This window comes from Rhodanobacter sp. K2T2, from assembly GCF_013408815.1.
In the GTDB taxonomy this organism is placed as follows: Bacteria; Pseudomonadota; Gammaproteobacteria; order Xanthomonadales; family Rhodanobacteraceae; genus Rhodanobacter.
The window spans coordinates 48,162-71,241 of sequence record NZ_JACCCA010000009.1 but is presented as its reverse complement, the minus strand read 5'-3'; the positions used below and the strand labels follow the sequence as shown (position 1 = coordinate 71,241).

Here is a 23,080-nt window from a genome sequence, read left to right as displayed (position 1 = left end):
AAGCTCTGGGCATAAACGGCGCATGGAATCCACGGACTATGGGCTTTACGAGATAACGCAACTTGCGCATCCGACTAAATTCATAAATGGCGCTGATCGGAAACCGAAACCGGGGGCTCAGCCTCCGTCCCTGTTTCCTACGCTCGCGGAAGCCGCCGGCATCGACGACTCGGCTGCTGCGCGTTTGAACTCTGGTGAATACAAAAATGGTGTCAGGGAAAATTTCTATCAATAGAGGCGCCGCATTGCTGCGGCGCCGGTCAGTTCACGCTTAGTAGATACGCTGATCGTTGCGCACGATAGCGACACCGTTCGCCGCCGGGGCGTTGATGGTCGCAAAACCTTTCAGAGTGAAGTCGCCATCACCATCGACGTTATAGATCGATACATGCGAGACCGAACCGCCCGCATCGACCACCGCTGCCACATCGCTGCGAAAGGCAATATCGGTCGGGGCGCCAGCGATCGTGGCCACCACGGGTGCATCCTGAATGATTTTCTCGCCATACACGGCGTAGCGCGAGACAGTCTTGCTTGCGGCGTTGACCGAGAACAAGAAAGGTCCGTCAGGCGTTACCCAGCACGGCGCACTCTGCGTGCCCGAACTGGTAACGGTGACCACCGCGTCATTGCGCACCAAGCTAAGCTCGTTAGCATGAGCGATGCTCACGTAAGCGTCGTTAGCCCGCGTGGCGAGTCCGAAAGGTGCGTTGACGTTTGACGGAATGTTCGCAACCTCTTTGGTGTTGCCGTTGATCGCGCCGTCTTCGTTCAAATGGACGGTCTCGATCACATTGCTCTTTTCACTCAGGATCAATTGACCTTGTAGCACCCCGACTTGCGCGGCGGACCCATCACCGACGAACAGCTTCGCTTTGCCATCGGCCACCGATGCCACGCCATTCTGATCGATACGATGGGACTCGATGTAGCTGGTCGTCAGAATGTACAGATGATGGTTCGCGAGCGCGACGCTCACTGGATTGGTCAGTGCAGGAACCAGTTTCTCGAAACGTAGGTTGAGATTCTCGGTGTCCTTGCTAAACACCGTTACGTTGCCCGAGCCAAAATTGATGACCGCCAAGCGATCATGATCTTGCGTGATACCGCCAGCATTACCGGTAGCGCCGCCTGAACCGCGAGTGGGGATCGTTGCTTGCAACACACCTTGCGTGTTGTAGATGAGCAAGTCGTTGGTCGATGCATTGGTCGCAGTAACGACAACGGCGTGATTGTCACTCCACGTCGCATTCTGTGCCGCGACCGCGGTAGCAATCATCAGCGACAACGCGCCGATGCCGAAAGATAATGTCTTTTTCATAAATGTTCTAGCGATAGGAGGGGCGCCCACAACGCGTACGCGTACGCAATCGCAGGGCAACGATGTCCGATCGATCATCTCGATCGATTATTCATTCGTTGGCGCGGCGGGATCCGTTACAGACATCCAAAGATTTATCGCAGCGAGGGAGCAGACTGAGAACTGGTAGGCGTAATTGACGCCAACACCACTGCGGGAATAATTCGAATCATCGATTGCATACGCTGCAGGGTGGGACTTGGCCTACCGTGATCGAGCAAACCGTTGACTACGCGACTCCATCGACATGCATTCGCGCTTACACCACAACCCTTGGTACATCGAGCGCAGGCCTACACGGCCTGCTTCGTGCTTAATGAGAATCCCTGGAGCGCGCATCAATCGCCCCGAGCACATGGCCCACGTCACGCAAGTGATGCACGATCAAATGGGATACGCCCGTTTTTCCAATGCCGCAGGACGGTCCGATCTTCGGATAGACGCTGCGCTTACCTCGCGGACAGGTAGGGACGGGGCTTTTGTGAGGAAGTTGTCTTTACGAAGTTGTTCGAGGTCAGTGGCTTTGGCTTAAGTCAGCGCCAATCCAACCCGAACCCTTTTTGGACTGAATGGTTCGACCAATGGTCGTAGTCCCAAACGCTGCTTGTCAGAGCTTGACGACCTTGGCCCATAGCCAGTAGTCCTCAAGCAGGGCGGTGCAGCGCGCCTGAAGAAACGATTTAAGTTGAGTGATCGTCGGCGTCAGCCGTGAGCGTTGCGCGCATATGAGGTTGAGCGGTGACGGTTCGCTATGCATCGGCGGAAAAATATCCACCAGGCGGCCAGCTCGCAGATCAGGGACAAGATCGAGGCGCGATTTGTAAACTATTCCTTCGCCCGCGACCGCCCATCGCCGGACGGCATCCGCGTCATCGCTGATTCGATTGCCGGACACGAGGACGGTCTGGTTACCACCAGGCAAGGTGAATCGCCAACGCTCGTGAAGTTGTTCGCTCCAGACAAAGCGCAGGCAATTGTGATGCCTGAGATCGTCGACGCTACTGGGCATACCCGCACGTTCCAAATAAGAAGGTGCAGCGCACAATGCGCGCCGGTTGTTCTCGATCAGCGGTATGGCGACCAGCGACGAGTCCGACAGCGGGCCGTAGCGCACCGCGGCATCCAGCGGCTCTCGCACCAAGTCGGCGACCCGATCGCTCATCCGCACATGCAGGGTCAGCGCCGGATGCTGACGCTGGAATTCGTCAAGCCAGCCCAGCAATAGATTCCTGCCAAAGTCCGATGGGACGGACAGGCGCAGGCTTCCCGACAAAGCCTCTTGATCGCTGGCCAGTGCACGCTGGCCTTGCGACCGCGCATTGAGCATCGTTCGCGCATACGGCAAATAGCGCGCTCCCTCCACCGATAACTGCATGCTCCGGGTGGATCGAACGAACAGCCTAGTGTTCAGCGCTTTCTCCAGCCGCTGAACGGCGGCACTGGCCAGGCCGGGGGCAATATTGAGCCGGCGAGCCGCCTCGGAAAAACTCTCTGCCTCCACTGACTGCACGAAGATCTGGACGTCATCAAGCCGAATCATTTTCTTGATAACTCGGTAAGTGTTACGGACATTAGCCGATTTTTGCAGCAACGAAGCACTGACACAATGTGCGTCTGAATCCACTTGGCAAGCACAACCATGAAAGCCGTCGGCTTTTACCAAAACCTTCCGATAGACCATGCCGATGCCCTGCAGGACATCGAGGTTGCCACGCCCGAGGTGCGCGACCACGACATTCTTGTCGAAGTAAAAGCGGTTTCGGTGAACCCGGTAGATACCAAGATCCGCGCCCATGGCGACGTACCCAGTGACGCCGCACGCATTCTCGGCTGGGATGCCGCAGGCATCGTCTATGCGACTGGGTCCTCGGTCACGCTGTTCAAGTCCGGCGATCGCGTCTGGTATGCCGGTGACATCACGCGGCCTGGCAGCAACAGCGAATGGCACGCGGTCGACGAGCGCATCGCGGGCCTGATGCCCCGGTCGCTGTACTTCGCCCAGGCGGCCTCCCTTCCGCTGACCACCATCACCGCCTGGGAGCTCCTGTTCGACTGCCTGCGAATACACGAAGCCGACCCTACCGAGAACACCGTGCTCCTGGTGACGGGTGCCGCTGGCGGTGTGGGCTCCGTCCTTACCCAACTGGCGCGCAGACTGACCGGCGCCACTATCATCGGCACAGGGTCACGGCCAGAAACACGCGATTGGGTGCTGACGCATGGCGCGCACCACGTCATTAATCATCGCGAACCGTGGGCGCCCCAGTTATCGGGGTTGGGCATCAAGGAGGTTGATTTCGTCACCGGCCTCAACGAAAGCGCGGGCTACATACCTCAAATTGCCGCAGTTATACGCCCGGAAGGCAAGTTCGCGCTGATAGACGATCCCGCCGTGCTCGATATCGGGCCATTCAAAGCCAAGTCCATTTCGATCCATTGGGAGCTGATGTATACGCCCGATTTTCACCACGCGCACACTTTCCCGACAACACGCCCTGTTGCGCCGCATGGCCGAACTGGTCGATCGCGGCGATGTCGCGCACACGCTCACCCGTCGCATTGATGGCCTTGATGCCGCCGGCCTTGTCCAGGCTCATGCGCTGGTCGAAGCCGGCAACATGATCGGCAAAGTCGTCGTTGCCGCCCGATAACTTTTATCCGTCCCAGGAATAGCCATGAACGCAAAGATCAACACTACCCACACTCTCACTTTGGACGCAGCGCATGAACTGCTTGCACAGGCCCGTTCGGCATGCGCCCAACGCGGGTTCGCCGCCACCATCGCCATCACTGACGCAGGCGGCCATCTGCGCGCCTTCGAGCGGGCCGACGCCGCGCCGTTCTTGACGGCCGAGGTTGCCGTGGATAAAGCCTGGACCGCCGCCTCATTCGGCATGTCTACCGATCAGTGGAACCAATACATGGGCGAGCCCACCGTGGCACCGCTAGCACAGCACCCACGACTGATGCCGGTAGGCGGCGGCGTACCCATCGTCCTTTTGACGGCAAGCTCGCTGGCGGGATCGGCATCTCCGGCGGCGCGTCGTTGCAGGATCATGAAGCAGCTGTGGATGCGCTGCGGGCGGTTGGGCTGATCGCCTGAGACGGGCCTAAAGGCAGAATTGCAGCGATTTCGCTTCGCTGACCCGCTGCCGCTCGTTCGACATTGACCTGTCTGTTATCAACTGACTAGGTCGTGAGTGCTGATAATCAGAGCCCGATCCCGATTTATTGATCAGGCAGACGGTCTACCGCAAACGAAAATAGCAGTGCCTTCCTGGCCAATTCTGCGCGAACGCCAACAGGCGGACGGCCGGCAGAAGCCAGGTGTCCGAGCGGGACAGTTCGAAGAGCGACTCTCCTGCGACACTCACCGGCCGACAAATTAGCGAACAGCAACCAAAGGCATTTAGCGGCCCAGAAGAGCTCGCCAGTTACTGCAAATGAACGCCGCAAAGCGACCGTTCGCGACTGGCTGAAATGGGTCGGGATCTGACACCCGCCATACCCTCGATGATCCTCCCTAATCGCCCTTACGGGATTTACTAAAAGCGAACGCGCGACGCTGGAGTCAAACGGTGGCGGTTGCCATTCAAGACGACGAGATCATCACCGTGTCGTCTATAGGTTTACCACATGAATGTTGCCGGCAAAATTAGCTAAGAGCAGATATTCCAGGCCAGGTGAGAAACAGATCACAGTTAGCGTCGGCTGGATGCTGAGGTCGTATCGTTTCACTTGCTCTGATTCAGAATCGGCCGGCTCGAAAGTCGGCGAACGCTTGCTGGATTTCCGACTGTGTGTTCATGACGAAGGGCCCTCCAAATACGATCGGCTCACACAAGGGTTGGCCGGCGAAAAGAAGAAAGCGACAGGTGTTGCCCTGCGCCGCTATGGTAAGTTCCGACGTTCCTGGCTCCTCCGATCGCGTTAACCAGCCAAGCTGGCTGGTCTCTAAAAGGTCACCGACGAGCCCGATCTCGACCGCACCTTCGAGGACGTAGACAAAGGCATTGTCGGTCGCCGCAAACGAGTGCTGAAACGCGCCGCCGTTTTCGACTCGCACCTCGAGCATCGTGACAGGATGGTGGTTGAGCGTGGTCGAGACCCTGTCGGCGTAGGCGCCGGAAAAGATCCTGACCTCAACACCGTCCTCACTCCACACTGGCAGGACGGACGCCTCCAGATCCTGATACCGTGGAATAGCCATCTTCCCGGCCGCGGGTAAATTCACCCAGAGCTGCAGGGTATGAGCACTTGTCCCGGCCGGAGGGTTTTCCTCATGCTGGACGCCTCGGCCGGCGGTCATCCATTGCGCATCGCCGGCATGGATCACCCCCTTATATCCGGCGCTGTCTCGATGCTCGATCGCCCCCTCAATGACGAACGTAACCGTCTCGATGCCGCGATGTGGGTGAAAAGGGAATACCCCCTGGGACGTCCAATCCTCGGCCATCAGGACGAACGGATCGGCGAAGGCGGCGTCCGGTGCGTCGATCAGACGGCGAGCGCGATGTCCGGCTCCTTGTCCCGATACGAACTGGGGATCGTCGATGCGCGCTACTTCTCGAACAAACATCGGTTTGGGAGTGCTCATCCTGTATCCCTCAAAGACGGCGACCGATCGGCAGGCGCACGATGCCCGCAGCTCAGGTCTTATTCGCGGACGATCCGGCGGACGAAGTGCAATTCAACAGCGGATAGAGAGCCACCGAGCTGTTGCATCGCACCGCCTTCCGCGAGAGAGCCGAGGTCGAGCGCGATCAGGCCCGTCGAATTAATAAGATCAACTACGAGCGCCTTGGCATCGCGATCGTCGCCCGACACGAACAGGACGGTCTTCGGCTTCTGTGGCGAGAAGTCCTGTATCCAGGTCATCGGCATATTGCTGATCGACTTCACCAGCCTGGCACCGGGCGCCATGGCGGCGACTATCTCGCTCGACGTGCGGCCCGCCAGCGCGGCTATCGATCTCGCTACGCCGCTAGCGCTGATGTCCGGTTTCTCACCCCTGTGGGGGTTCGTCCCGTCGACGAGTATGCGGCCGCTCCAGTCGATATCCTTGAGCGCCTCCGGCGCATCCGCCCAATTCGTGGCGAGGATCACCACGTCGCATTCCGCAGCGTCCTGCCTGGATCCTGCGCTGGCGGCCAGACCCAGATCGGCGACGAGCCCCGCTAACGCCTCCGGCCCCCGCGAACTGGACAGGACGACCTCGTGGCCCGCACCGACGAAATGACGACCGATGGTCGTAGCCATGCGACCCGCGCCGATGAACCCAACTTTCATGACCGTTTCTCCGCGATCAACCGACGACTCAAGCAGCCGCGGCCGATGCAATCACGTCGCCGAACGCCTCCACCGCTGTCTCGCCTGACATTCCAGCGCGCGCCGATCCGGCGAGGACGATGTCCAGATCTGTCATTCCGATGAACCCCAGCACCTGACGGAGGTAGCCGCTGGCGTGATCGTAGCCTTCGATCGGAGAGCCAGGACTGAAATCACCCCCGCTGGCAAGAATGACGGTGACCTTCTTGCCGGTCAGCTGCCCGACGTTGTCGACGACCGTGACACCGACCCGGACGATATGGTCGATGTAGGCCTTCAGCGCCGCGGGGATGGTGAAGTTGTACATCGGTGTGGCGATGACGATGCGATCGGCTGCCTGCAACTCGGCGACCAAATTGTCGGAAATCTTGATGGCGGCAGCGCTCTCCGGCGAATGTTGCTCCGGGGGCGTAAACGCGCCGCCAATCCATGGCAGATCGACAAACGGCAGATGGGTCTTCATCAGATCGCGTTCAATGACTTTGCCGCCGGGGTGTGCGGCCAGCCATTTCTCGACGAACAGCGCCGAGAGCTTGCGGGAGGTCGAGTGTTCGTGGCGAGGGCTTACCTGTATCGCGAGAAGTGTCGGCATGTCGATCTGTTTCCTATCAGCTTTGAAGCGTTGCCCAAGCGGGCTTGCGTGATAGGAAAGATAGGGAAAGTGAACCATCTTAAAAACTGAAAAAATATCGCTTCCACCCATCTAAAGAGTAGATGACATGCTCGACACCGTCTCCATCAACCAACTTCGCACCTTCGTCGCCGTATGTGAGGAGATGAGCTTCACGGCCGCGGCGCGCCGGCTCCGGCGAGCCCAATCCGCCGTTAGTCACGCGATCTCCGCATTAGAAACCGCGCTAGGCCTGGAACTCTTTCAGCGAGACGCTCGGAAGCCTGAACTCACCGCCGCCGGACGGGGCCTTCTTCCTGACGCGCGAGCCGTGATTGCACGTATGGAAGAGATGAAGAACCGGGCGAAGTCGATGTCGACGGAAGGCGTGCCGAGCCTCTCCATCGCCGTCGATACGTATTTCCCAAGGGGGCGCCTGATCGACTGCCTGCGTGCGCTCGAACGCGAATCGCCAACGGCCGCCATTAACCTGCGCATGGTCACCATGCAGGGTGGTGAGGCGCTGGTACTGGCAGGCAGCTGTTCGCTCGCTATCACCGTTTCAGACGTGCCCGAAATCAAGAAAGGCGCGATCGAGAGGCACTGGCTTTGCGAGGCAGAGATGGTCACCGTGTGTGCGCCGACCCATCCGTTAGCGAATATCGAGCGGCCAATCTCCGTCGAACAATTTGGTCAGTATGTGCAGTTGGTGGTGACAGACAACCAGCCGGGTGCAGAGAAGACCCAGATGGGCGTGGCTGGAGAGCGCCAGTGGCTCGTCAACGACCTCGGCGCGAAACGTGACCTTCTGATTTCGGGGCTCAGCTGGGGCCACATGCCTGCGAACCTGGTCGCTGAAGACCTGGCTGCCGGTCGTCTTGTCGAGCTTCGTCGCCGGGCATGGCACCTGCGTCCTCTTGTGTTCGTCCTCTCGCGCATGCGCGGCAGCGAGCTATCGCCGTTCGAAGAGCGCGCCGTGCAGCTTCTGGCGGATCAGGCGGTGTCAGACGCTTCGCAATAGCCTTGAGATCGAGCATGCAGTCCCGCGCGCTGCCAGATCCGGCTTGAGCGCGTTCCAGTTCAGCGCCATAGGGCAGCGCCCAGGTTTACACCCACGGGGGCGGTCGACATGAAGTTGGCGCCGGGATCTGTCAGGGCTTCACGAACCGATAGGCGAAGCGATCGGTTTCGCCCTTGATCGCGGGATCGAACACCTTGATCGAGTGCGGATCGTCCTTGTTCGCGAGCAGGGTACTTTCCTCGTCCAGTACGAAGCCAGCGGCCTCCACCTCCTTGCGAACGGACGCAGGCTCGATCCGATGCAGCGACTGGGCGTCGCTCGTGCCCTGCCCGACGGCGGCGGCGTGGTCCACGATGACGTAGCACCCGCCGGGCTTGAGCTGCTCGTAGACCACTCGATTGAAGTGGGCCGCCGTCGCGCTCCTGGCCTGCATCAGCGGTGTGTGGAGGTCGTGATAGAACAGATGCAGCCAGAGGACATCCGCTGGCTGCGTGACCTCTGGCATCGCGATGAGATCCGCCGAGACAGCTTCCACGTTCTCTCGACCCGGCTCCGTTGCAAGCATCCGCATGCGACCGAACGGATCGTTCTTGAAGTGGGCGACTTCGGCCGGCACGAAACTGTAGACCCGTCCTTTGGGTCCCACGTCGTCGGAGAAGAGACGGGTCCAGTCGCCTTCGCCTGGATAAACGTCGATGACGGTGGCGCTAGTATCGACTCGTGCGAACTGGATCAACTTGGATAGCGTGGATGGGTCGTACATAGGGGATCTCCTTTGCGGTTAGTCATTCGACAAGTGCGCGGCATGCGGGGGCGATCCATGGAATCATCCGCCGTCGACCTTAACCCCATGGCCGCAGATGGCTAGCATTACGCCAGCCCGGACGTGTCTACCTGCGAGGCACGTGCGAGTGCTTGCGTGTCGATGTACTCACGGATGCTCGTCAGTTTGCCGTCGCGGACCGTGATGGCGAAGATCCAGTCGTCCTCGAACGTTTTGTTCGTGGCTTTGATCGTCCCTTTGGCGACGCCGATAACCAGAACTCTGTCTCCTTGCGCGATGAACTCCCGGGGTTCCGTGGATGTTTCTATCGACCTGGATGCGGTCTCAAGCAAATCCGTCAGCCCCGCGTGTCCGTGGTGTGTTCCGGCCAATGGCCAGTCCTCGCCCGGAATGATCCACTCGATGTCTTCGGCGACCAGCGCCAGCAGACCCTTCCTGTCGCCGCGGCCGATCGCGGCGAAGAAGTCCTTCACGGTCTGGACGTTCTTATTGGTACTCATGGGAAATTCTCCATTTCTCTTGGTTCGGATCGCGGGCGAAGTATCTCAATCAGAACTTGCTGCCAATATCCGTCGCCCAATCGGCTTGTCGTCGGTCAAACGCCCTGGCAAGAGGCCGGCCGGCATTGCAGAAACGCGGTCCCACGACTGGCGGGGCCTGTGGGCCAGCCACGGCAGCGCACCGGAGTCAGCCCTGCGCCCAGCCCCCATCGACGGGAAGATCGATACCCGTAATGTAAGAACTTTCATCGGAGGCGAGGAACGCGACTGCTGCCGCAAGTTCCTCAGGCATGCCCCTGCGGCCCATGGGGATCTGCGCGATGAACTGTGCGAGCGCTTGCTCAGCCTGTTCAGCGGTAAGGCCCGTCGTCGTCGTCAAGGCCGGGGTGTCGATTGCTCCGGGGCTCACACAATTCACACGGATCTTGCGGTCTTTCAATTCCAAAGACCAGCCGCGCGCGAAGTTGCGCACAGCCGCCTTACTCGCGGCGTAAGCCGTAAATCCTGGAAGCCCCTTCACGTTTGAGACCGAGGAGTTCAGGATGATCGAGCCACCGTCCTTGAAGAGGGGAAGGGCCTTCTGCACCGTAAAGAACATGCCCTTTACGTTCACGTCGAAGGTCTGGTCAAAATGGGCTTCACTGGCTAACGCGAGCGGCGCGATTGTCCCTGCGCCCGCGTTCGCGAAGAGAATGTCGATGTGACCATGTTTCTCTTTCACGACAGCAAAGAGGCGGTCCAGATCTTCCAAGCTCGACACGTCGCCCACCACAGCCGTAACGTTTCTCTCGATGGCGGCGGCGGCCTCCTGCAGCTCTTTCTCTCGCCGCCCGGTGATCACGACGTGCGCACCTTCTTCCACGAAGCGCTTGGCCGTGGCCAAACCAATTCCGCTGCTTCCGCCCGTGATGACGGCAACCTTACCTTCCAATTTCTTCATGATCTTTCGCCTTTCGTTTGAGGTGTCAGCAGCGCCTTTGTTCCCATGGGTACAAAGGCGCTGTATTATTTGGAGCACCGATCCATATCCTGATTCGCTCTATCCGGACCAGTGATCCAAATATACGGATCAGTGATCCGATTTGCAAGGGACCCTCATGCGAGCCGACGCCCAAAAAAATTACAGCCACCTCCTTGCAGTCGCGCACGACGTGGTCGCCAAGCACGGTGTCGACGCGTCGATGCGAGATATCGCCCGCCGGGCTGGCGTCGGGTTGGCGACACTTCTGCGTCATTTCCCGACGCGAGAAGCCTTGTTTGAAGCGTTGTTGTGTACGAATCTGGATGGACTGACGCAGAAGGCAAACGAACTCGAAACGTCGAATTCGCCTGACGAAGCGCTTGTGTCCTGGTTTCGTGAATGGATCGCATTTGCCCAAAGCTATAGAGGTGTTGTCGCCCTGATGGCAGCCGCTCATACCAACCCGGACTCCGCGCTTTACGCTTCATGCGCAGCCGTGCACTCAGCGAGCGCACGGCTGCTGTTGCGTGCCCAAGCCACAAAAACAGCACGTGCCGATATGAATGGGGACGACCTGTTCGGCCTGATGGCGGCGCTCGGCTGGCTCGTTGATCTGCCTTCATTCGCGCCACGGGCAGATCATCTTGTTCACCTTATTACGAGCGCCATCCTGACAAACCGGACCGGCAACGACGTCAAAAAGAAAGATGTCAAAAAGGCCAAGCGCTGAGTCGGATCGGCCAGGAAGAATTGCTGGGGATCAGTCGAACTTGACCAGGTCCTTGAAGATCAGTCGACCCCAGCTCTTTCCGCGTGCCTGCACAAGCAGTCCGCCTTCCGAAAGTCCGCCAAGTTGGATCGGCGAGAAGCCAAGATTTTCCGCCAGCGTACCGATCTCCGTGGCGGCGTCGTCCTCGTCGCTGGCCAGGAACACGACGCGTCGGCCGCCGTGTACGGCCGGATCTTGCTCGAGGACGGACGCGCCCAAATGGTTGAAGCCCTTGACCAGTCGTGCGCCGGTGAAGGCCTGCGCGACGACCTTGGACGAAGGCTGCCCTCCCAGTTCCTCGGGAGGCACGCCGTAGGCATTGGTCACATCGATGATGGTCTTGCCCTGCCAGGTCGGCAGCGCTTTCGCGACATCCGGATGCGACTCGAAACGGACGGCCAAAAAGACGATGTCCGCCTTGACCGCTTCCGCCAGTGTTTTGGCGATGACCTTGGGCCCGATCGCGGCCGCTTCGGATGCAACACTTTCGGGGTCGCGCGTGGTTGCCACGGACACGGCGATGCCCTTGCGGGCAAACGCCTTGGCCAGGGCCTGGCCGATGTTGCCGAAGCCGATAATGGCGTAGCTCATAGAAATTCTCCTTGGGTTTGGCACGCCCTACGGTGCTCCGAACATCGAAGGGAGCACCGTAGGAGGTAACGCGTCAGAGTTGCGCCAGGCCGCCGTCGACGGCGACCTCGCTGGCGGTCATGAAGCTGCTGTCCGACGAGGCGAGAAAGGCGGCCGCCGCCGCAATCTCCGATGGATCGGCCATGCGCAGGAGCGGCGTCATCGCGCCGTAGGCCTTCTGTCCCTCCTCGCCCAGCGATCGCTTCGCGAGTTCGGTCGCCGTCGCCCCGGGCGAGAGCACGTTGACCCGGATGCCGGTGCCTTTCAGGTCCGCCGCCCAGGTCCGCGCCAGGTTGCGCACGGCTGCCTTGCTCGCGCTATAGGCAGTGAATCCCGGGGCGCCCGTGGTCCCGGCGCTCGATCCGGTGAGGACGATCGAACCACCCTGGCCCATCAGCGGCAGCGCCTTCTGGACCGTGAAGATCGTGCCCTTCACGTTGGTGTCGAAGGTTTCGTCGATGTGCTCGGCGGTGATTTTGCCGAGCGCGAGCGGGCTTCCCGCACCGGCATTCGCAAAGACGATGTCGAGGGTTCCGCGCTCGGCCTTTACCGCCGCGTAGAGTCGGTCGAGGTCGGCCTCATCGGAGACCGAGCCCTGCACCGCGCGGGCATGGGGCCCGAGGTCGGCTACGGCGGCATCGAGCGCCTCCTGTCGGCGGCCGAAGAGGAAGACGAAGGCGCCTTCCTCGATGAAGCGCTTGGCAGCGGCGAGGCCGATGCCGGTTGCGCCGCCGGTGATCACGGCGGTCTTTCCTTTCAGTCGGGTCATGACGTGCATCCTTGGTTGGAGTGGAGCGCAAGCAGGGATGGGCTTGCTTGAGGACAAGGATGGCGTCCTGATAACCTAGGGACAAGTATGCACTTTTAGGTAAGTATCCAAATGACGACGTCCCCTGAAATCTGCGACACCGGCTGCGGACTCAACGCCACGCTGCGCATCATCTCGGGCAAGTGGAAACCGCTGATCCTGTTTTTCCTGCGCAACGGCCCGAAGCGCTACGGCGAGCTCAAGCGCTTGATCCCAGGCGTCAGCGACAAGGTGCTGATCCAGCAATTGAAGGATCTGGAGGCCGATCGCGTGCTGATGCGGACCGACTACAAGGAAGTGCCGCCGCGCGTGGACTACACGCTGACCCCGCTCGGTCGCAGCCTGGCCGACGCGATCGTCCCGCTGTGCACTTGGGGAACCCAGCACGCGGAGGAAATGGCGAGCATCTTCGCCAACCGCGACGCTTTGCCTTCAGCAGACGGATGGCCCACGCTTGAGTGCTGAAACTGCTTGATCGGACATGACATCTCAGCAGTCGTAATTTCGCTCCAGAGCGGCCGCTCCTGCAAGTCTGCTTGACGGCAACCTCGGAAGCGGACACCCGCCCTACCCACGATAGCGCTTCCTAATCGCCCTGTCCTAAGTCCGTAATCGGCCAAAAGCGGGCATTGCCAGTCATCAGATGATGGCCGAGTTGCGAGATATGGTGGAGCGCAACTGCGGCCTCTGCACTCATTGCGTTGAAGCTAAAATCCTCATCGATTGGCGTACCCCATACATCAGCGTTCGCCACAGCCACTAAGCGGTAACCCGTCAGGCGCGCCGCGGCAAAAGCACCAAGTCTTCCACTTCCTCGGCATCCCTGAGCGTATTGCGCGGAATGCATATCTGCGCACGCATGGTAAGACCATGTGCGAAATCCGTGACTTGGGTTGCGCGCACGATCACAGGAGAGCCGGCCGGCATTTCTTCAACGGTGATCCCTTCCCGAAGACGACCTTCCACCAGAGCTGCTCCGCCGGGCGCGCATTCTGCAGGAACTTCCGGACCTCAGCATCGTCCACAGACGGCGCGACGCACGTCATGCGGTTGCAATACGGTAACGTCGGTCTGGGCGCGTACTCAGGGTGTGGGCTGTGCTGGATGCCTGTTAAAATAACCGCGATTTCACCGAGAACGCCAATATGGATGTCTTCCAGCGCAACTATGTTCGAGTGCTCGGTAACGGTGCGCCGACGTTCGTCTTCGCTCACGGTTTCGGCTGTGACCAGAACATGTGGCGTCTGATCGCTCCCATGTTTGCCTCCCAATACAAGGTCGTCCTGTTCGACCTGACGGGCGCAGGGCGATCGGATCCAGCCGCTTACGATTATAAGAAATACGACTCGCTACACGGCTATGCGGATGATCTGATTGAGATCATCAAGGCGACAACCGACGGCCCGGTGATGTTTGTGGGCCATTCGGTCAGCGCGATGATCGGCGTACTCGCGGAGGGCAAAGCGCCTGAATTGTTCGCCGGTCATGTCATGATCGGACCCTCCCCCTGCTACATCAACGACGGCGACTACGAAGGTGGCTTCTCCCGCGAAGACATCCTGTCATTGCTCGACACCCTCGGCAGCAATTATCTGGGGTGGTCGAGCACGATGGCGCCAGCCATCATGGGCTCACCGGACCAGCCGGAGCTCGCCGAAGAGCTGACCAATAGTTTCTGTCAAACCGACCCTGAGATTGCCAAGCAGTTCGCTCGTGTCACATTTCTATCCGACCACCGGGCGGACTTGGCTAACGTCACCGTACCCACCTTGATCATTCAATGCAGCGACGACCTGATCGCCCCTCAGGCGGTGGGTCAGTTCATGCACCGAGCGATTCCCGGCTCGACGCTTCGCATTATCGAAAACATCGGGCACTGCCCTCACCTCAGCGCGCCCGAGGCGAGTGTCCAAGCGATGCAGGACTTCCTCGTTTCATTGGGTCGGCCTAGTGTCGTCGCCTGATCTCCCGGATCAGTTCTATGAAGAGGCACCTTGCGGACTGCTGGTCACCGATGGCAGCGGGCTTATTAGACAGGCAAATGCGACCTTCTTGAGATGGTTCGGCTACCAACCCTGCGATCTTGTGGGCCGCCGAAATTTCCAAGAGCTCTTAAGCGTGGGTGGCAGGATCTTCTACCAAACGCATATCGGCCCCTTGTTGGAACTTCAGGGCTCGGTTGCCGAGGTTAAGCTCGACATCAAACATCGAGACGGAAAAACGCTGCCAATCTTGGTGAACATCCTTGACCGAGCGAGCGCTCAAGGCAAAATTCGCCAAATCGCCGTCTTCATCGCGGAAGATCGCGTCAAATATGAGCGCGAGCTCGTTCGGGCCCGGGAGCGTGCCGAAGAGTTGCTTGACCAGCTCCAACAGGCACGCGTGCTGGCTGAAGACCGCGCGCTTTTCGCCGAGCAAATGGTGGCCATCGTCAGCCATGACCTGCGCAATCCGCTGATGGCAGTGTTGCTTGGCATTGATGCCGTCGAACGCGAAACGGTCACGCCCCGCCAGGAGCGTTTGCTCACGCAAATGGGCACGGCGGGCCGCCGTGCCTCCCGACTCATTAACGATCTTCTCGACTTTACGCAGGCGCGCGTCGGTCAAGGCATCCGCGTTCATCTCGTCCCGATAGATATTCACGCGTGCGCATGTGATGCCCTGAAGGAATTACGACTTACCTTGCCGGAACGTGAGCTAGTGCATATCGAAAGTGGCCCAGGACCTCAACTCGCGGATGCGGATCGGATCGTTCAATTTATCGGGAACTTGGTGGGCAATGCCAATGCCTATGGCGATCCAACATCGCCCATCACGGTTTCCTCGATCGGGGGAAACGGGGCCTTTGAAATCTGTGTCCACAATTTGGGATCGCCCATTCCCACCCATCTTCTCGACAAGATCTTCGAACCGATGACGCGCGGTGAGCAGGCCTCCGAAGGCATCGGCCTCGGCCTTTTTATCGTCAGTCAGATCGTCGACGCGCATGGCGGCCGTATGGAGGTTCAATCTACCGCTGCTGAAGGCACCAGTTTCCGTGGCTACTTTGCGCCGAGCGCAAATGTGGCTTCGGGAACCTCAAACGCAATCATCGAGGCGAAGTGACATCGCGGTCAGGTGGTCGACGCCTGTCATTTTGCCGTGTGCGACCCTTTTTGAGCATCGACCGGCGAAACCGGAGAACTGAAGACCGATCGCCTTCGTCTGGAGCACATTACGCATTCAAACGTGGTTCTCGTCAAGGCAGTGGACCACCCCCTGTCGCCTCACGGGAAGCAGATCTGCCGTCAAAAGCCGCTATTAGCCGTCGACCTCCAACGCATAGATAAAGGCCACAAATACGTTCAATTACGTTTCTGGCGGCATCGAGTCGCCACTGGTCAAGAGGACAGTCGTTGAAAATCTCGAGGGCACCGAACCTGCCTTTAAGAATCGGAAGCGCAAGTACTGTCTATGATGAAGATAGATTGGTGCTATGGGCCCTAAAGTCACAGTAATTAGGAACGCTAAAAGACTGCTCGATTCGGATTAGCGGTTGCGGCCGAAGCAACTGCGCCTGACGGCTTCCATCGTGAGTAATCGAACGTCGCAAAAGAGTCGGATAGTGACCTTGCCTCGTGTCGCCATCCGGCCACTCGCGGCCGGTCGTGAGTACCGCGTCAGGGCCGTCTATTCGCGCGTAGACGTGCATAGTGTTCGATCAAGCTCGGCACTCGGCACCCACGCTGCCCCGAGGCTTGCGAGGAACCTGTCGACACATATCACCCTAGGGCTGAGAGACACCAGGAGGTGATGAGCCATCTCAGAGCGTCAACCGTTAGATTTCAAGTAACGTCCGGGTGTTTCGCCAAGAACTTTGCGAAACATGACCACAAAATTGCTCGCGTTCTCGTAGCCCAGACCGTCGGCGACATCTTGGACCGTCGCGCCCTTGGCCATCCATTGCAGGGCTAGCAGGATATGAAGTTGCCTGCGCCAGCGTCCGAAACTCATGCCGGTTTCCCGGGATACGACGCGTGAGAGCGTGCGCGAACTCATGCCCACTCGTTGTGCCCACGAGTCGATGCTTGCCGGCTCGGACGGACTCGCCATGATCCACTCGACCAATTTGCGCAGCCGCTTGTCTTTCGGCAGGGGAAGATGCACTCGCCCGGGCTGCGCCAAAGCCATTTCGTCGAGAAGAAGCGTCATCACCCTCGACGCCATGCCCCCTTCTTCGTAACGCATAGGCAATGCCGCTGAACGGATGATCAACTCGCGCAGCAGTGGCGTCGTCGACAAGGTGCAGCAATCTCGCGGCAACGCGTTGCCCGCCGCAGGGTCGACATAGACCACGTAGCACTCGATCGTGCCGGCGGCCTCCATTCGATGCTGCACCCCGCCGGGTACCCAAATGGCGCTTCCTGGCGGCACAAGCCAGAAGCCGCCGGCGACCTCGCAGGTGAGCACTCCGCGCATCCAAAGCAGGAACTGACCTTTTTGATGGTGGTGGAAGTCCGCTTCCTTGCGGCTGTCGATCGGATGCGTGTCGTCGTTGCCTGTGACAGCCATATCCACGCCTGCGGCACCAAGAGTGATCACGGGCCTCGGGACAAAGTCAGGATCCTCCCAATCGATGGACGAAGCGTCGCTGAGAACAGGCATTGGCAACTTCCAAAGACGATGGATTATTGTGGCAAAAATTCAATATGCCATGGCACGTTGGATCCTTTTTAGCCAACACGTGGTGCGCCTAACATGAGCGCTGAAATTACAACCACGAGAGCTGTCACCATGAAACGATCGAAGAAAATCTTGATCTGCGGCGGCGGGATCGCGGGCCCAGCATGCGCCTGTCCCGCCATAAGCCGAAGGCAAAACGGATTTGAGGCAGCCTGCTCTTCGCAAAATTTCCATGCCGGCTTCAGGAAATGTTTCGGCCAGATCATCTGTGCGAGCGGTCAGGCTCAGCTCTCCTCGAGCATCGCGCAACTGCTCGAGCACATTCTTAGTCAATGGCCTGGTCGTGTGGGTCGCCGCAGAAGTCATGCTCGCACTCCACTCTTTTCAAAGTCCCAATCATCCTCACACCCGACCGCCAGGCTCCGTAGAATTTGCTGAGCGTTTCTAATCTCCGTAGGCAGTTGGGAAGGAAGAATGGGAACTCTTTTTAACTGAGGTGCCATCCGCTCCAGCTTCTGCCAGACATCTTCGAAATGTTTGCAGGCTCCGGCTTGCATCGCCAGTTGATCTTCCGGCTTAAGGTGAAGAGCCCAAACCCTAGCAGCGCTCGGCCAATTGTCGCGATTGATCCACGCTTCGCGCAAACGTTTTCTAAGCGATGCACGATCGTATGCTTTCTGCGCGACTTCGAGGCGTGGATCGCAAGGTGTAAGGGGGACGGAGACGCGTTGACGCAGAGTATCTGCCATTCCCCCCGGGGCGCGGCCAAATAGTCTGCCAGATGTGAGGACCCGCGTGGCGCAGTCGTGCCGCACTCGCATTCCTTGCGCTTCCATCATATTGATGAAAAGCCGGTCCTCTCCGCACGGAACGTTTGGAAAATCGCAAATACCACGCAGAGCGTCGACTCGCACAGCGATGTTCGCCCCGGAGGCGTTGTAGTGGCGGGGCCATGGGTCATGAGAAATGGGATCGACAACGGAATCGATTTGATCAAGAAGTAGCGCATATTGCTCTTCTAAAATCCCTCGACTATGAAGCAAGGGCAAAATTTGCTCGCTGTCGTCTGGGTTGATATCCACCTGCCCCGCTATCGCATCGTAGCCACGACGCAGCATGTGACAGTAGTCGGCGATCCACTGGGGCGGGGCAGCGCTGTCAGCATCCGTCATAAATAAAAGCCCGGACTTTTCGTGCAAAAGGTCGATGGCCGCATGATTGGCCATGCGACGTGCAAAACCAGCGTTCCGGCGAGTTTCGGGAAGGAGTACGTTATAGGCGGTAACCGCGATTTGAAACCTTTCGAGATTTCTCCGTATGAATTCGTACGTTCCGTCTTTACATCCATTGGCCATCAGGACTACTCGCACCTGACCCTTTCCTAGCAGCAACCCAGAAGAGTCTCGCTGTTCTGCCAGCGCTTCCACACATCGGCCAACACGTTCAATTTCATCACATACTGGGATGGCGACAGAAATGAGCGGGCTCGGATGTTTTTGTGCAATGCGATTCGACTTACAATCAATCAGCAGTTTTTCCAGTTGCCTCATGGCTCGCTTGTGCGAGCGCATGAAGCCCGCGGCTGCAGATCCCAAATCTTCTCGCCCCCTATCACCCGCCGGCGGCGTCGTGGCGCGGTTTAAGTACATTGAGATTAGCCCTCCCTCCTTCTGGCGGAGGGATTTTGAAATGCTGCTGGTCAATCAACGGTGACGTAGCCGTATATCTGTCGTTCACAATAGGATTTTATCGAGAGCGAAGCGATGATCACGGGGCGCATCAACTCGCTTTGCAGCTGCGACCGTTCGAAATGGGCAATCCGAACAAGAACGCATTAATCGAATTCTTCAACGGGCGTCTGCGCGATGAGTCTCTCAAAGGACTCTCGGTCACCCATCTTCTGAACGCCCGGACGGTAATCAATGGCGGTGCGAACACAACGACGAGCGACCGAAGAAGGCCTTGCGCGATGAACACGTCTCCCTTGTATACAGAGCACCTGAGAGAGAGGACGCTACACTTCAGGCTCCGAAGCGGCCCTATACTGAACGAAGGAACGTTAGGGAACGCTCAGTCGAGCCATGGGTGGCTCAAATCATTCACTCTACACAGAGCGTTACCGACGCTCTTCTCAACCTGATCAGATAGCCATAAGCGACGGCCGAGTCGTTCTGTCGAAAGGACCACCCAACCATGTTTTATTTTCGCCGAGACGGTGTTGCCATCATCATCGAGCCAGATCCTGATCTTGCTAGTGCGCTGTGCGATTTGCTGATTCAAATGGGCTATCTGCCGATTTCGGCGCCTACACATGCTAAAGCTGCTGAGCAGGCGGCTTTGTACAACTCCATTGCGCTGCTTGCCGCTTGTGTACCGGCGCCAGACGAAAGCCGTGCAGGTATTTATTTGGAGCAGGCAGTAATTTTGAACCCACTGTTGGCAATTGTTCTAATGCTTTGTGACACAAGCGAAACTCCCGACAATGCGCCGAAGCAGGCGGTGCGGGTGCTTAAACCTTTTGGCCGCGACGCGCTTGAAAGAGCAATTCTGGAATCGGAGCGGAAGGTGCGACACAACCTCGTAATAGAATAGAAGTTCTTTGCGGATCATTGGTGGCTAGCAAATAGTGCAACTTTCGACCCCGGAATTCGCTTGCCTCAACGATTGAGCGCATCGTGTCAGACGAATTAATTGATCGATTAATTGACAGGTTTCAGATCGGGCGTGAACAACCGCCACTGATTGTCCCCACCTTCGACGCAAAGATAGCTGCGCTCACCTTGCTCTGCCGCTTCTGTTAGAGCCAGTTTACGCGCGAAAGCCAAGGCATCCGGACGCGATGCAAACTGTTTCTCACCGTCTCGCGGAATCGGTACCACCCAGCCATGGGACTGGTCGGGATTGAATGGGATGTAGAAAATTTCCATTGCAGATTCCTGAATCGCGTTTTGCAGAAAATAAGCTAGAAGTAGTGAATGGGTTGTGCAAGTTTGTGCTTAAAAAATCGTTCACCATCTTTGGCAATTTGAATTTACTTTTACGTTGATCTTCGATTCGATATCAGGTAACTCAAAGCTATGAGCTGGCTTCTTCGGCAGAGTGGTCACGGCCCTGTTGCTCGGATTTGGCAAGTGGGTGATTGGAATTTACCTCCCTATCGGCAACGTCGACGGTGCCTACGACGCTGTTGGCAGCAAAGGCCGGGATTGGTATTTCCCGTGTAGCGCTCTATAACTTTCTTAAAGAAGTTCGGTCACGCGTTTAAAGGTTTTTTGCGGAGGGGTGTGATTTAAGACAGCTTTCAAAAGCGTTCCAGATAGCCAGTCTGGTGCGAGTTGAAAAACCGCTGTGCAATTGATATCGACCAAAACGTATGGCGTTCAATCGCTGATAGAGCCCCTTTATGGTGCCTTTGTGAAAATGCACAGCAGCCGCATCGATGGGCCGCCAATCGCTTTCATCAAGCGTTGATCCCTATGAAGATTATGCTCCGCAACGCGCCCATGGAGCACTCATGTCATGGCAGCCAAGCACGAAGAGATTCGGGCGTTATTGACAGGTCTGGAAGCGGATGTACCGCGGTTACACAAGGCCTACCCATATCCAGCAATGTTCATGGACGCACTCGAAAGCCAAGCAGACATCATTTCGCAGGTTGTCAGTGAAAACGACTATGCGTGGGCGTCGCGCGAGATAGATCGGATCATGACAACGTATTGCAGCATCAAGGACCCCGCCGCCTGAGCTCGACGCGTTGCTTCACCCACTCGAACTCTTGATTGGGAACATACGCGAGCCGATATGATGGGTTTCAGAGCGCTGAGGACCGGTCGGAGATAATGTTGCCAGTCCAAGATGGCGCCGAACAGAAATATGCATTTAACTGCCTTATGACGATGCTCCGCCACGCGCAATTACGTGCTTATTCTTGGTGCATCGACGTTTCTTGAATCGTGGGTATGCCGAGCCTGGATACTCTTTCGAACGCGTTTATGGCCATGGTGGCTTACGTTTGCATTCATCTGATCGAGGGCGAAACAAGCGCCCCGATGGTATGCGCGCCCCGGTTCGCCCTTAAACCTATCCTTCTGACCATCTCGCTGATTTCCGGCGATTCGATGTAGGGCGCGCCGGGAGCGATTTTGGTGGTGCCCGTGTGAGCCTACCAAAAATGTGCGTAATCGAATTCTGACAATGGGAGCGCGGGGCCATTTCCTGGAAGGTACAAACATTCGTTCGAACCGTGGCGGAGCCGTTTTATTTTCACGTAGTTACCACTGAAACCTGCTTATAAGAAACAGCCGCATCGTCGCGGCCCATTGAGGATCCGCAACATGGATAAGAATCGAACCGAAGGCACGAAACACGAGATAAAAGGCGCCGTAAAGGAAGGCGTCGGCAAAGTAACCGGCAACAAAGGCAAAGAGTTTGCCGGCAAGATAGAGAAAAACGCAGGAAAAGCTCAAGACGCCGTGGGGAAAGCTGCTGATAAAGCGCGAGATGACGCGAAAAAGCGCTAAACCTTGGCATATCAAGATGTAAAAGAAAGGCCAGCCGAACGACTGGCCTTTTTACTGCTGACGCGACTTCAATAAACCTTTCGACGAGATGGGTATTTACGTAGATGGTAGACGCGATGAATTTGGCCTGCGCCGAGCCAACCGCCCAAGGCCGAACCCAGTAGCGAAAGAAAACCGCTGAGAAACGCGATCCACAACGTCAGCGACAGATAATGCGCTGCCTTGTCCGCTTCCACTTTCGTCTCCGACCGTGCCGCGTCGATTTGGGGCGTGAGCTTTTGCAGGGAAGCCGCGGCGGAAGCCGTCGACGTGCCAGTGTCGGCGGCCAGAAGGGCCGAGGCGACCTGATCCTGGCTTGCCAACAACGCCGTGACAATGGGTTGAGACCCACCGCGCTCGCGACCGGTCAATTGATAGGCCACATTCGCATCCAACACACTCACCGCGGGACTAAGCGCAGGTGAACCTGGACCGCGCATCTGTCCCCCAGGGCCGTCCAGTGCGACGCCGTGGCCACCCATCGAATGGCTGAAGCCCAGAGCGAGCCACAAGGCCGTCGTGGTCAGCGACAAACCCCACACCGTGACCCCGTGAAGGGCACCGCTCGTGTCGTCATTGCGTCCGTCAAACCATGCCGCAAACATGCCGCCCATGAAGAGCGCCGCCACCCAAGTAACAACCATCCAAATCCCCGTGCCAATACCAATACCTTTGGCGCTTCCTTCGGCGTGCCAAGCATCGAAGCTGGCGAAGCCGAGCGCCAGGCCGGCGACATATAAAAGGCCAGCCACACCCGTGGCCACGAGCCACCCGGCAAAGACGGCGCGGAATTTCATCGCAGGATGTTTGATGACTGTTTCATCCGCGAAATCACGGTTCGGCGAATAGGACATGGAGTTCCCCTAGAAGTTGATGAGCGCCAGCGGCAACGGGACGAACCTGGGTAATCAAGCGCAACCACGCAGCAGCGCAAAAAGGATCAACAGCGGAATGGGCACACCCATCATCCAAAGCAACACATAGCCGATCCCGCCCTTCTCTTTGGAAGATTCAGGCACCGGAACACGGTTCAATTCGTTCATCTTTCCCTCCAAAGTGTGACCCCATCTGCGACAGCCTCAGGTGAC

The 23,080-nt window shown here is 58.1% G+C and carries 26 protein-coding genes and 1 pseudogene; 10 read left to right on the top strand and 17 right to left on the bottom strand.

Features of this window, described 5'->3' with window-relative positions; genetic code table 11:
- Positions 1-271: 271 nt before the first annotated feature.
- A complete protein-coding gene (locus HDE78_RS14945; RefSeq protein ID WP_179480890.1) occupies positions 272-1,321 on the bottom strand; it encodes a hypothetical protein in 1,050 nt (349 codons plus the stop codon).
- Positions 1,322-1,967: 646 nt separating this feature from the next.
- The gene (locus tag HDE78_RS14940) at positions 1,968-3,041 is read right to left on the bottom strand and encodes a LysR family transcriptional regulator (protein ID WP_255457839.1); all 1,074 of its coding nucleotides are present in this window, start codon (positions 3,039-3,041) and stop codon (positions 1,968-1,970) included.
- Here HDE78_RS14940 and HDE78_RS14935 point away from each other — a divergent pair.
- Both HDE78_RS14935 and HDE78_RS14930 read left to right on the top strand, forming a co-directional pair.
- Positions 3,000-4,011, top strand: a pseudogene (locus HDE78_RS14935) (zinc-binding alcohol dehydrogenase family protein). The gene HDE78_RS14940 and the pseudogene HDE78_RS14935 sit on opposite strands and share 42 nt — an antisense overlap.
- Positions 4,012-4,035: 24 nt before the next feature.
- Positions 4,036-4,455, top strand: a complete 420-nt coding sequence (locus HDE78_RS14930) for a heme-binding protein (protein WP_255457838.1) — start codon at positions 4,036-4,038, stop codon at positions 4,453-4,455.
- 653 nt (positions 4,456-5,108) lie between these two features.
- On the opposite strand, the gene HDE78_RS14925 is transcribed toward HDE78_RS14930, so the two are convergent.
- Genes HDE78_RS14925 through HDE78_RS14915 form a run of 3 tightly spaced genes read right to left on the bottom strand, consistent with a single transcriptional unit; the run spans position 5,109 to position 7,280 of the window.
- Positions 5,109-5,957 carry a pirin family protein gene (locus tag HDE78_RS14925; RefSeq protein ID WP_179480889.1) on the bottom strand — a complete coding sequence of 283 codons (849 nt, stop codon included), beginning with the start codon at positions 5,955-5,957 and terminating at the stop codon, positions 5,109-5,111.
- A gap of 59 nt (positions 5,958-6,016) precedes the next feature.
- The gene (locus tag HDE78_RS14920; protein ID WP_179480888.1) at positions 6,017-6,649 is read right to left on the bottom strand and encodes an NAD(P)-binding domain-containing protein; all 633 of its coding nucleotides are present in this window, start codon (positions 6,647-6,649) and stop codon (positions 6,017-6,019) included.
- Between the two features lie 28 nt (positions 6,650-6,677).
- On the bottom strand, positions 6,678-7,280 hold the full coding sequence (locus HDE78_RS14915; RefSeq protein ID WP_179480887.1) for an NAD(P)H-dependent oxidoreductase: 603 nt from the start codon (positions 7,278-7,280) through the stop codon (positions 6,678-6,680).
- Between the two features lie 127 nt (positions 7,281-7,407).
- On the opposite strand from HDE78_RS14915, the gene HDE78_RS14910 reads away from it, so the two are divergent.
- The gene (locus HDE78_RS14910; RefSeq protein ID WP_179480886.1) at positions 7,408-8,319 is read left to right on the top strand and encodes a LysR family transcriptional regulator; all 912 of its coding nucleotides are present in this window, start codon (positions 7,408-7,410) and stop codon (positions 8,317-8,319) included.
- 130 nt (positions 8,320-8,449) lie between these two features.
- On the opposite strand, the gene HDE78_RS14905 is transcribed toward HDE78_RS14910, so the two are convergent.
- The 3 genes from HDE78_RS14905 to HDE78_RS14895 all read right to left on the bottom strand — a co-directional run bounded on the left by HDE78_RS14905 (position 8,450) and on the right by HDE78_RS14895 (position 10,543).
- The gene (locus HDE78_RS14905; RefSeq protein WP_179480885.1) at positions 8,450-9,082 is read right to left on the bottom strand and encodes a class I SAM-dependent methyltransferase; all 633 of its coding nucleotides are present in this window, start codon (positions 9,080-9,082) and stop codon (positions 8,450-8,452) included.
- Positions 9,083-9,189: 107 nt separating this feature from the next.
- Positions 9,190-9,603 carry a nuclear transport factor 2 family protein gene (locus HDE78_RS14900; RefSeq protein ID WP_179480884.1) on the bottom strand — a complete coding sequence of 138 codons (414 nt, stop codon included), beginning with the start codon at positions 9,601-9,603 and terminating at the stop codon, positions 9,190-9,192.
- A 187-nt stretch (positions 9,604-9,790) separates the two neighbouring features.
- Positions 9,791-10,543 carry a glucose 1-dehydrogenase gene (locus HDE78_RS14895; protein WP_179480883.1) on the bottom strand — a complete coding sequence of 251 codons (753 nt, stop codon included), beginning with the start codon at positions 10,541-10,543 and terminating at the stop codon, positions 9,791-9,793.
- A gap of 157 nt (positions 10,544-10,700) precedes the next feature.
- Between HDE78_RS14895 and HDE78_RS14890 the strand changes: the two genes are divergently transcribed.
- Positions 10,701-11,294 (top strand): TetR/AcrR family transcriptional regulator, encoded by a 594-nt coding sequence (locus HDE78_RS14890; protein ID WP_179480882.1) that lies wholly within the window; start codon positions 10,701-10,703, stop codon positions 11,292-11,294.
- A gap of 30 nt (positions 11,295-11,324) precedes the next feature.
- Here the strand turns inward: HDE78_RS14890 and HDE78_RS14885 are convergent, their stop codons facing one another.
- Positions 11,325-11,924, bottom strand: coding sequence for an NADPH-dependent F420 reductase (locus HDE78_RS14885; RefSeq protein WP_179480881.1), 600 nt, complete (start codon positions 11,922-11,924; stop codon positions 11,325-11,327).
- A 73-nt stretch (positions 11,925-11,997) separates the two neighbouring features.
- Positions 11,998-12,732 (bottom strand): SDR family oxidoreductase, encoded by a 735-nt coding sequence (locus HDE78_RS14880; protein ID WP_179480879.1) that lies wholly within the window; start codon positions 12,730-12,732, stop codon positions 11,998-12,000.
- A gap of 111 nt (positions 12,733-12,843) precedes the next feature.
- On the opposite strand from HDE78_RS14880, the gene HDE78_RS14875 reads away from it, so the two are divergent.
- Positions 12,844-13,236 carry a helix-turn-helix domain-containing protein gene (locus HDE78_RS14875; protein WP_179480877.1) on the top strand — a complete coding sequence of 131 codons (393 nt, stop codon included), beginning with the start codon at positions 12,844-12,846 and terminating at the stop codon, positions 13,234-13,236.
- A gap of 309 nt (positions 13,237-13,545) precedes the next feature.
- Here the strand turns inward: HDE78_RS14875 and HDE78_RS14870 are convergent, their stop codons facing one another.
- Complete coding sequence (locus HDE78_RS14870; protein WP_179480875.1) at positions 13,546-13,737, bottom strand: hypothetical protein; 192 nt, start codon at positions 13,735-13,737, stop codon at positions 13,546-13,548.
- Positions 13,738-13,916: 179 nt separating this feature from the next.
- On the opposite strand from HDE78_RS14870, the gene HDE78_RS14865 reads away from it, so the two are divergent.
- Both HDE78_RS14865 and HDE78_RS21255 read left to right on the top strand, forming a co-directional pair.
- The gene (locus HDE78_RS14865) at positions 13,917-14,735 is read left to right on the top strand and encodes an alpha/beta hydrolase (RefSeq protein WP_179480874.1); all 819 of its coding nucleotides are present in this window, start codon (positions 13,917-13,919) and stop codon (positions 14,733-14,735) included.
- Entirely contained in the window at positions 14,722-15,876 is a 1,155-nt protein-coding gene (locus tag HDE78_RS21255; RefSeq protein WP_179480872.1) for a PAS domain-containing sensor histidine kinase, read from the top strand. Before HDE78_RS14865 ends, HDE78_RS21255 begins: the two co-directional genes overlap by 14 nt.
- A gap of 705 nt (positions 15,877-16,581) precedes the next feature.
- Here HDE78_RS21255 and HDE78_RS14855 read toward each other — a convergent pair.
- From HDE78_RS14855 to HDE78_RS14845, 3 genes are read right to left on the bottom strand one after another with little or no spacing between them, the layout of a single operon-like run.
- Complete coding sequence (locus HDE78_RS14855; protein WP_179480870.1) at positions 16,582-17,415, bottom strand: helix-turn-helix transcriptional regulator; 834 nt, start codon at positions 17,413-17,415, stop codon at positions 16,582-16,584.
- Between the two features lie 39 nt (positions 17,416-17,454).
- The gene (locus HDE78_RS14850) at positions 17,455-17,799 is read right to left on the bottom strand and encodes a hypothetical protein (protein WP_179480868.1); all 345 of its coding nucleotides are present in this window, start codon (positions 17,797-17,799) and stop codon (positions 17,455-17,457) included.
- Positions 17,796-18,983, bottom strand: a complete 1,188-nt coding sequence (locus tag HDE78_RS14845) for a glycosyltransferase family A protein (RefSeq protein ID WP_179480866.1) — start codon at positions 18,981-18,983, stop codon at positions 17,796-17,798. The genes HDE78_RS14850 and HDE78_RS14845 overlap by 4 nt, the downstream gene beginning before the upstream one ends.
- 643 nt (positions 18,984-19,626) lie before the next feature.
- Between HDE78_RS14845 and HDE78_RS14840 the strand changes: the two genes are divergently transcribed.
- The gene (locus HDE78_RS14840) at positions 19,627-20,025 is read left to right on the top strand and encodes a hypothetical protein (protein ID WP_179480864.1); all 399 of its coding nucleotides are present in this window, start codon (positions 19,627-19,629) and stop codon (positions 20,023-20,025) included.
- Positions 20,026-20,132: 107 nt separating this feature from the next.
- Here the strand turns inward: HDE78_RS14840 and HDE78_RS14835 are convergent, their stop codons facing one another.
- Complete coding sequence (locus HDE78_RS14835) at positions 20,133-20,360, bottom strand: hypothetical protein (protein ID WP_179480862.1); 228 nt, start codon at positions 20,358-20,360, stop codon at positions 20,133-20,135.
- Positions 20,361-20,952: 592 nt separating this feature from the next.
- Between HDE78_RS14835 and HDE78_RS14830 the strand changes: the two genes are divergently transcribed.
- Together HDE78_RS14830 and HDE78_RS14825 are read left to right on the top strand one after the other, a co-directional pair.
- On the top strand, positions 20,953-21,177 hold the full coding sequence (locus tag HDE78_RS14830; RefSeq protein WP_179480860.1) for a hypothetical protein: 225 nt from the start codon (positions 20,953-20,955) through the stop codon (positions 21,175-21,177).
- A gap of 590 nt (positions 21,178-21,767) precedes the next feature.
- Positions 21,768-21,953 (top strand): CsbD family protein, encoded by a 186-nt coding sequence (locus tag HDE78_RS14825; protein ID WP_179480858.1) that lies wholly within the window; start codon positions 21,768-21,770, stop codon positions 21,951-21,953.
- Between the two features lie 68 nt (positions 21,954-22,021).
- Here the strand turns inward: HDE78_RS14825 and HDE78_RS14820 are convergent, their stop codons facing one another.
- Positions 22,022-22,846 (bottom strand): hypothetical protein, encoded by an 825-nt coding sequence (locus HDE78_RS14820; RefSeq protein ID WP_179480856.1) that lies wholly within the window; start codon positions 22,844-22,846, stop codon positions 22,022-22,024.
- 54 nt (positions 22,847-22,900) lie between these two features.
- Positions 22,901-23,035, bottom strand: a complete 135-nt coding sequence (locus HDE78_RS21100; RefSeq protein WP_255457836.1) for a hypothetical protein — start codon at positions 23,033-23,035, stop codon at positions 22,901-22,903.
- Positions 23,036-23,080: the final 45 nt, after the last annotated feature.

Excerpts from the sequence above, each read along its gene's own strand:
- HDE78_RS14945 (WP_179480890.1), bottom strand. The coding sequence starts at position 1,321 with ATGAAAAAGACATTATCTTTCGGCATCGGCGCGTTGTCGCTGATGATT.
- HDE78_RS14940 (WP_255457839.1), bottom strand. The coding sequence starts at position 3,041 with ATGGTCTATCGGAAGGTTTTGGTAAAAGCCGACGGCTTTCATGGTTGT.
- HDE78_RS14930 (WP_255457838.1), top strand. The coding sequence starts at position 4,036 with ATGAACGCAAAGATCAACACTACCCACACTCTCACTTTGGACGCAGCG.
- HDE78_RS14925 (WP_179480889.1), bottom strand. The coding sequence starts at position 5,957 with ATGAGCACTCCCAAACCGATGTTTGTTCGAGAAGTAGCGCGCATCGAC.
- HDE78_RS14920 (WP_179480888.1), bottom strand. The coding sequence starts at position 6,649 with ATGAAAGTTGGGTTCATCGGCGCGGGTCGCATGGCTACGACCATCGGT.
- HDE78_RS14915 (WP_179480887.1), bottom strand. The coding sequence starts at position 7,280 with ATGCCGACACTTCTCGCGATACAGGTAAGCCCTCGCCACGAACACTCG.
- HDE78_RS14910 (WP_179480886.1), top strand. The coding sequence starts at position 7,408 with ATGCTCGACACCGTCTCCATCAACCAACTTCGCACCTTCGTCGCCGTA.
- HDE78_RS14905 (WP_179480885.1), bottom strand. The coding sequence starts at position 9,082 with ATGTACGACCCATCCACGCTATCCAAGTTGATCCAGTTCGCACGAGTC.
- HDE78_RS14900 (WP_179480884.1), bottom strand. The coding sequence starts at position 9,603 with ATGAGTACCAATAAGAACGTCCAGACCGTGAAGGACTTCTTCGCCGCG.
- HDE78_RS14895 (WP_179480883.1), bottom strand. The coding sequence starts at position 10,543 with ATGAAGAAATTGGAAGGTAAGGTTGCCGTCATCACGGGCGGAAGCAGC.
- HDE78_RS14890 (WP_179480882.1), top strand. The coding sequence starts at position 10,701 with ATGCGAGCCGACGCCCAAAAAAATTACAGCCACCTCCTTGCAGTCGCG.
- HDE78_RS14885 (WP_179480881.1), bottom strand. The coding sequence starts at position 11,924 with ATGAGCTACGCCATTATCGGCTTCGGCAACATCGGCCAGGCCCTGGCC.
- HDE78_RS14880 (WP_179480879.1), bottom strand. The coding sequence starts at position 12,732 with ATGACCCGACTGAAAGGAAAGACCGCCGTGATCACCGGCGGCGCAACC.
- HDE78_RS14875 (WP_179480877.1), top strand. The coding sequence starts at position 12,844 with ATGACGACGTCCCCTGAAATCTGCGACACCGGCTGCGGACTCAACGCC.
- HDE78_RS14865 (WP_179480874.1), top strand. The coding sequence starts at position 13,917 with ATGGATGTCTTCCAGCGCAACTATGTTCGAGTGCTCGGTAACGGTGCG.
- HDE78_RS14855 (WP_179480870.1), bottom strand. The coding sequence starts at position 17,415 with ATGCCTGTTCTCAGCGACGCTTCGTCCATCGATTGGGAGGATCCTGAC.
- HDE78_RS14850 (WP_179480868.1), bottom strand. The coding sequence starts at position 17,799 with ATGACTTCTGCGGCGACCCACACGACCAGGCCATTGACTAAGAATGTG.
- HDE78_RS14845 (WP_179480866.1), bottom strand. The coding sequence starts at position 18,983 with ATGAGGCAACTGGAAAAACTGCTGATTGATTGTAAGTCGAATCGCATT.
- HDE78_RS14840 (WP_179480864.1), top strand. The coding sequence starts at position 19,627 with ATGTTTTATTTTCGCCGAGACGGTGTTGCCATCATCATCGAGCCAGAT.
- HDE78_RS14835 (WP_179480862.1), bottom strand. The coding sequence starts at position 20,360 with ATGGAAATTTTCTACATCCCATTCAATCCCGACCAGTCCCATGGCTGG.
- HDE78_RS14830 (WP_179480860.1), top strand. The coding sequence starts at position 20,953 with ATGGCAGCCAAGCACGAAGAGATTCGGGCGTTATTGACAGGTCTGGAA.
- HDE78_RS14825 (WP_179480858.1), top strand. The coding sequence starts at position 21,768 with ATGGATAAGAATCGAACCGAAGGCACGAAACACGAGATAAAAGGCGCC.
- HDE78_RS14820 (WP_179480856.1), bottom strand. The coding sequence starts at position 22,846 with ATGTCCTATTCGCCGAACCGTGATTTCGCGGATGAAACAGTCATCAAA.
- HDE78_RS21100 (WP_255457836.1), bottom strand. The coding sequence starts at position 23,035 with ATGAACGAATTGAACCGTGTTCCGGTGCCTGAATCTTCCAAAGAGAAG.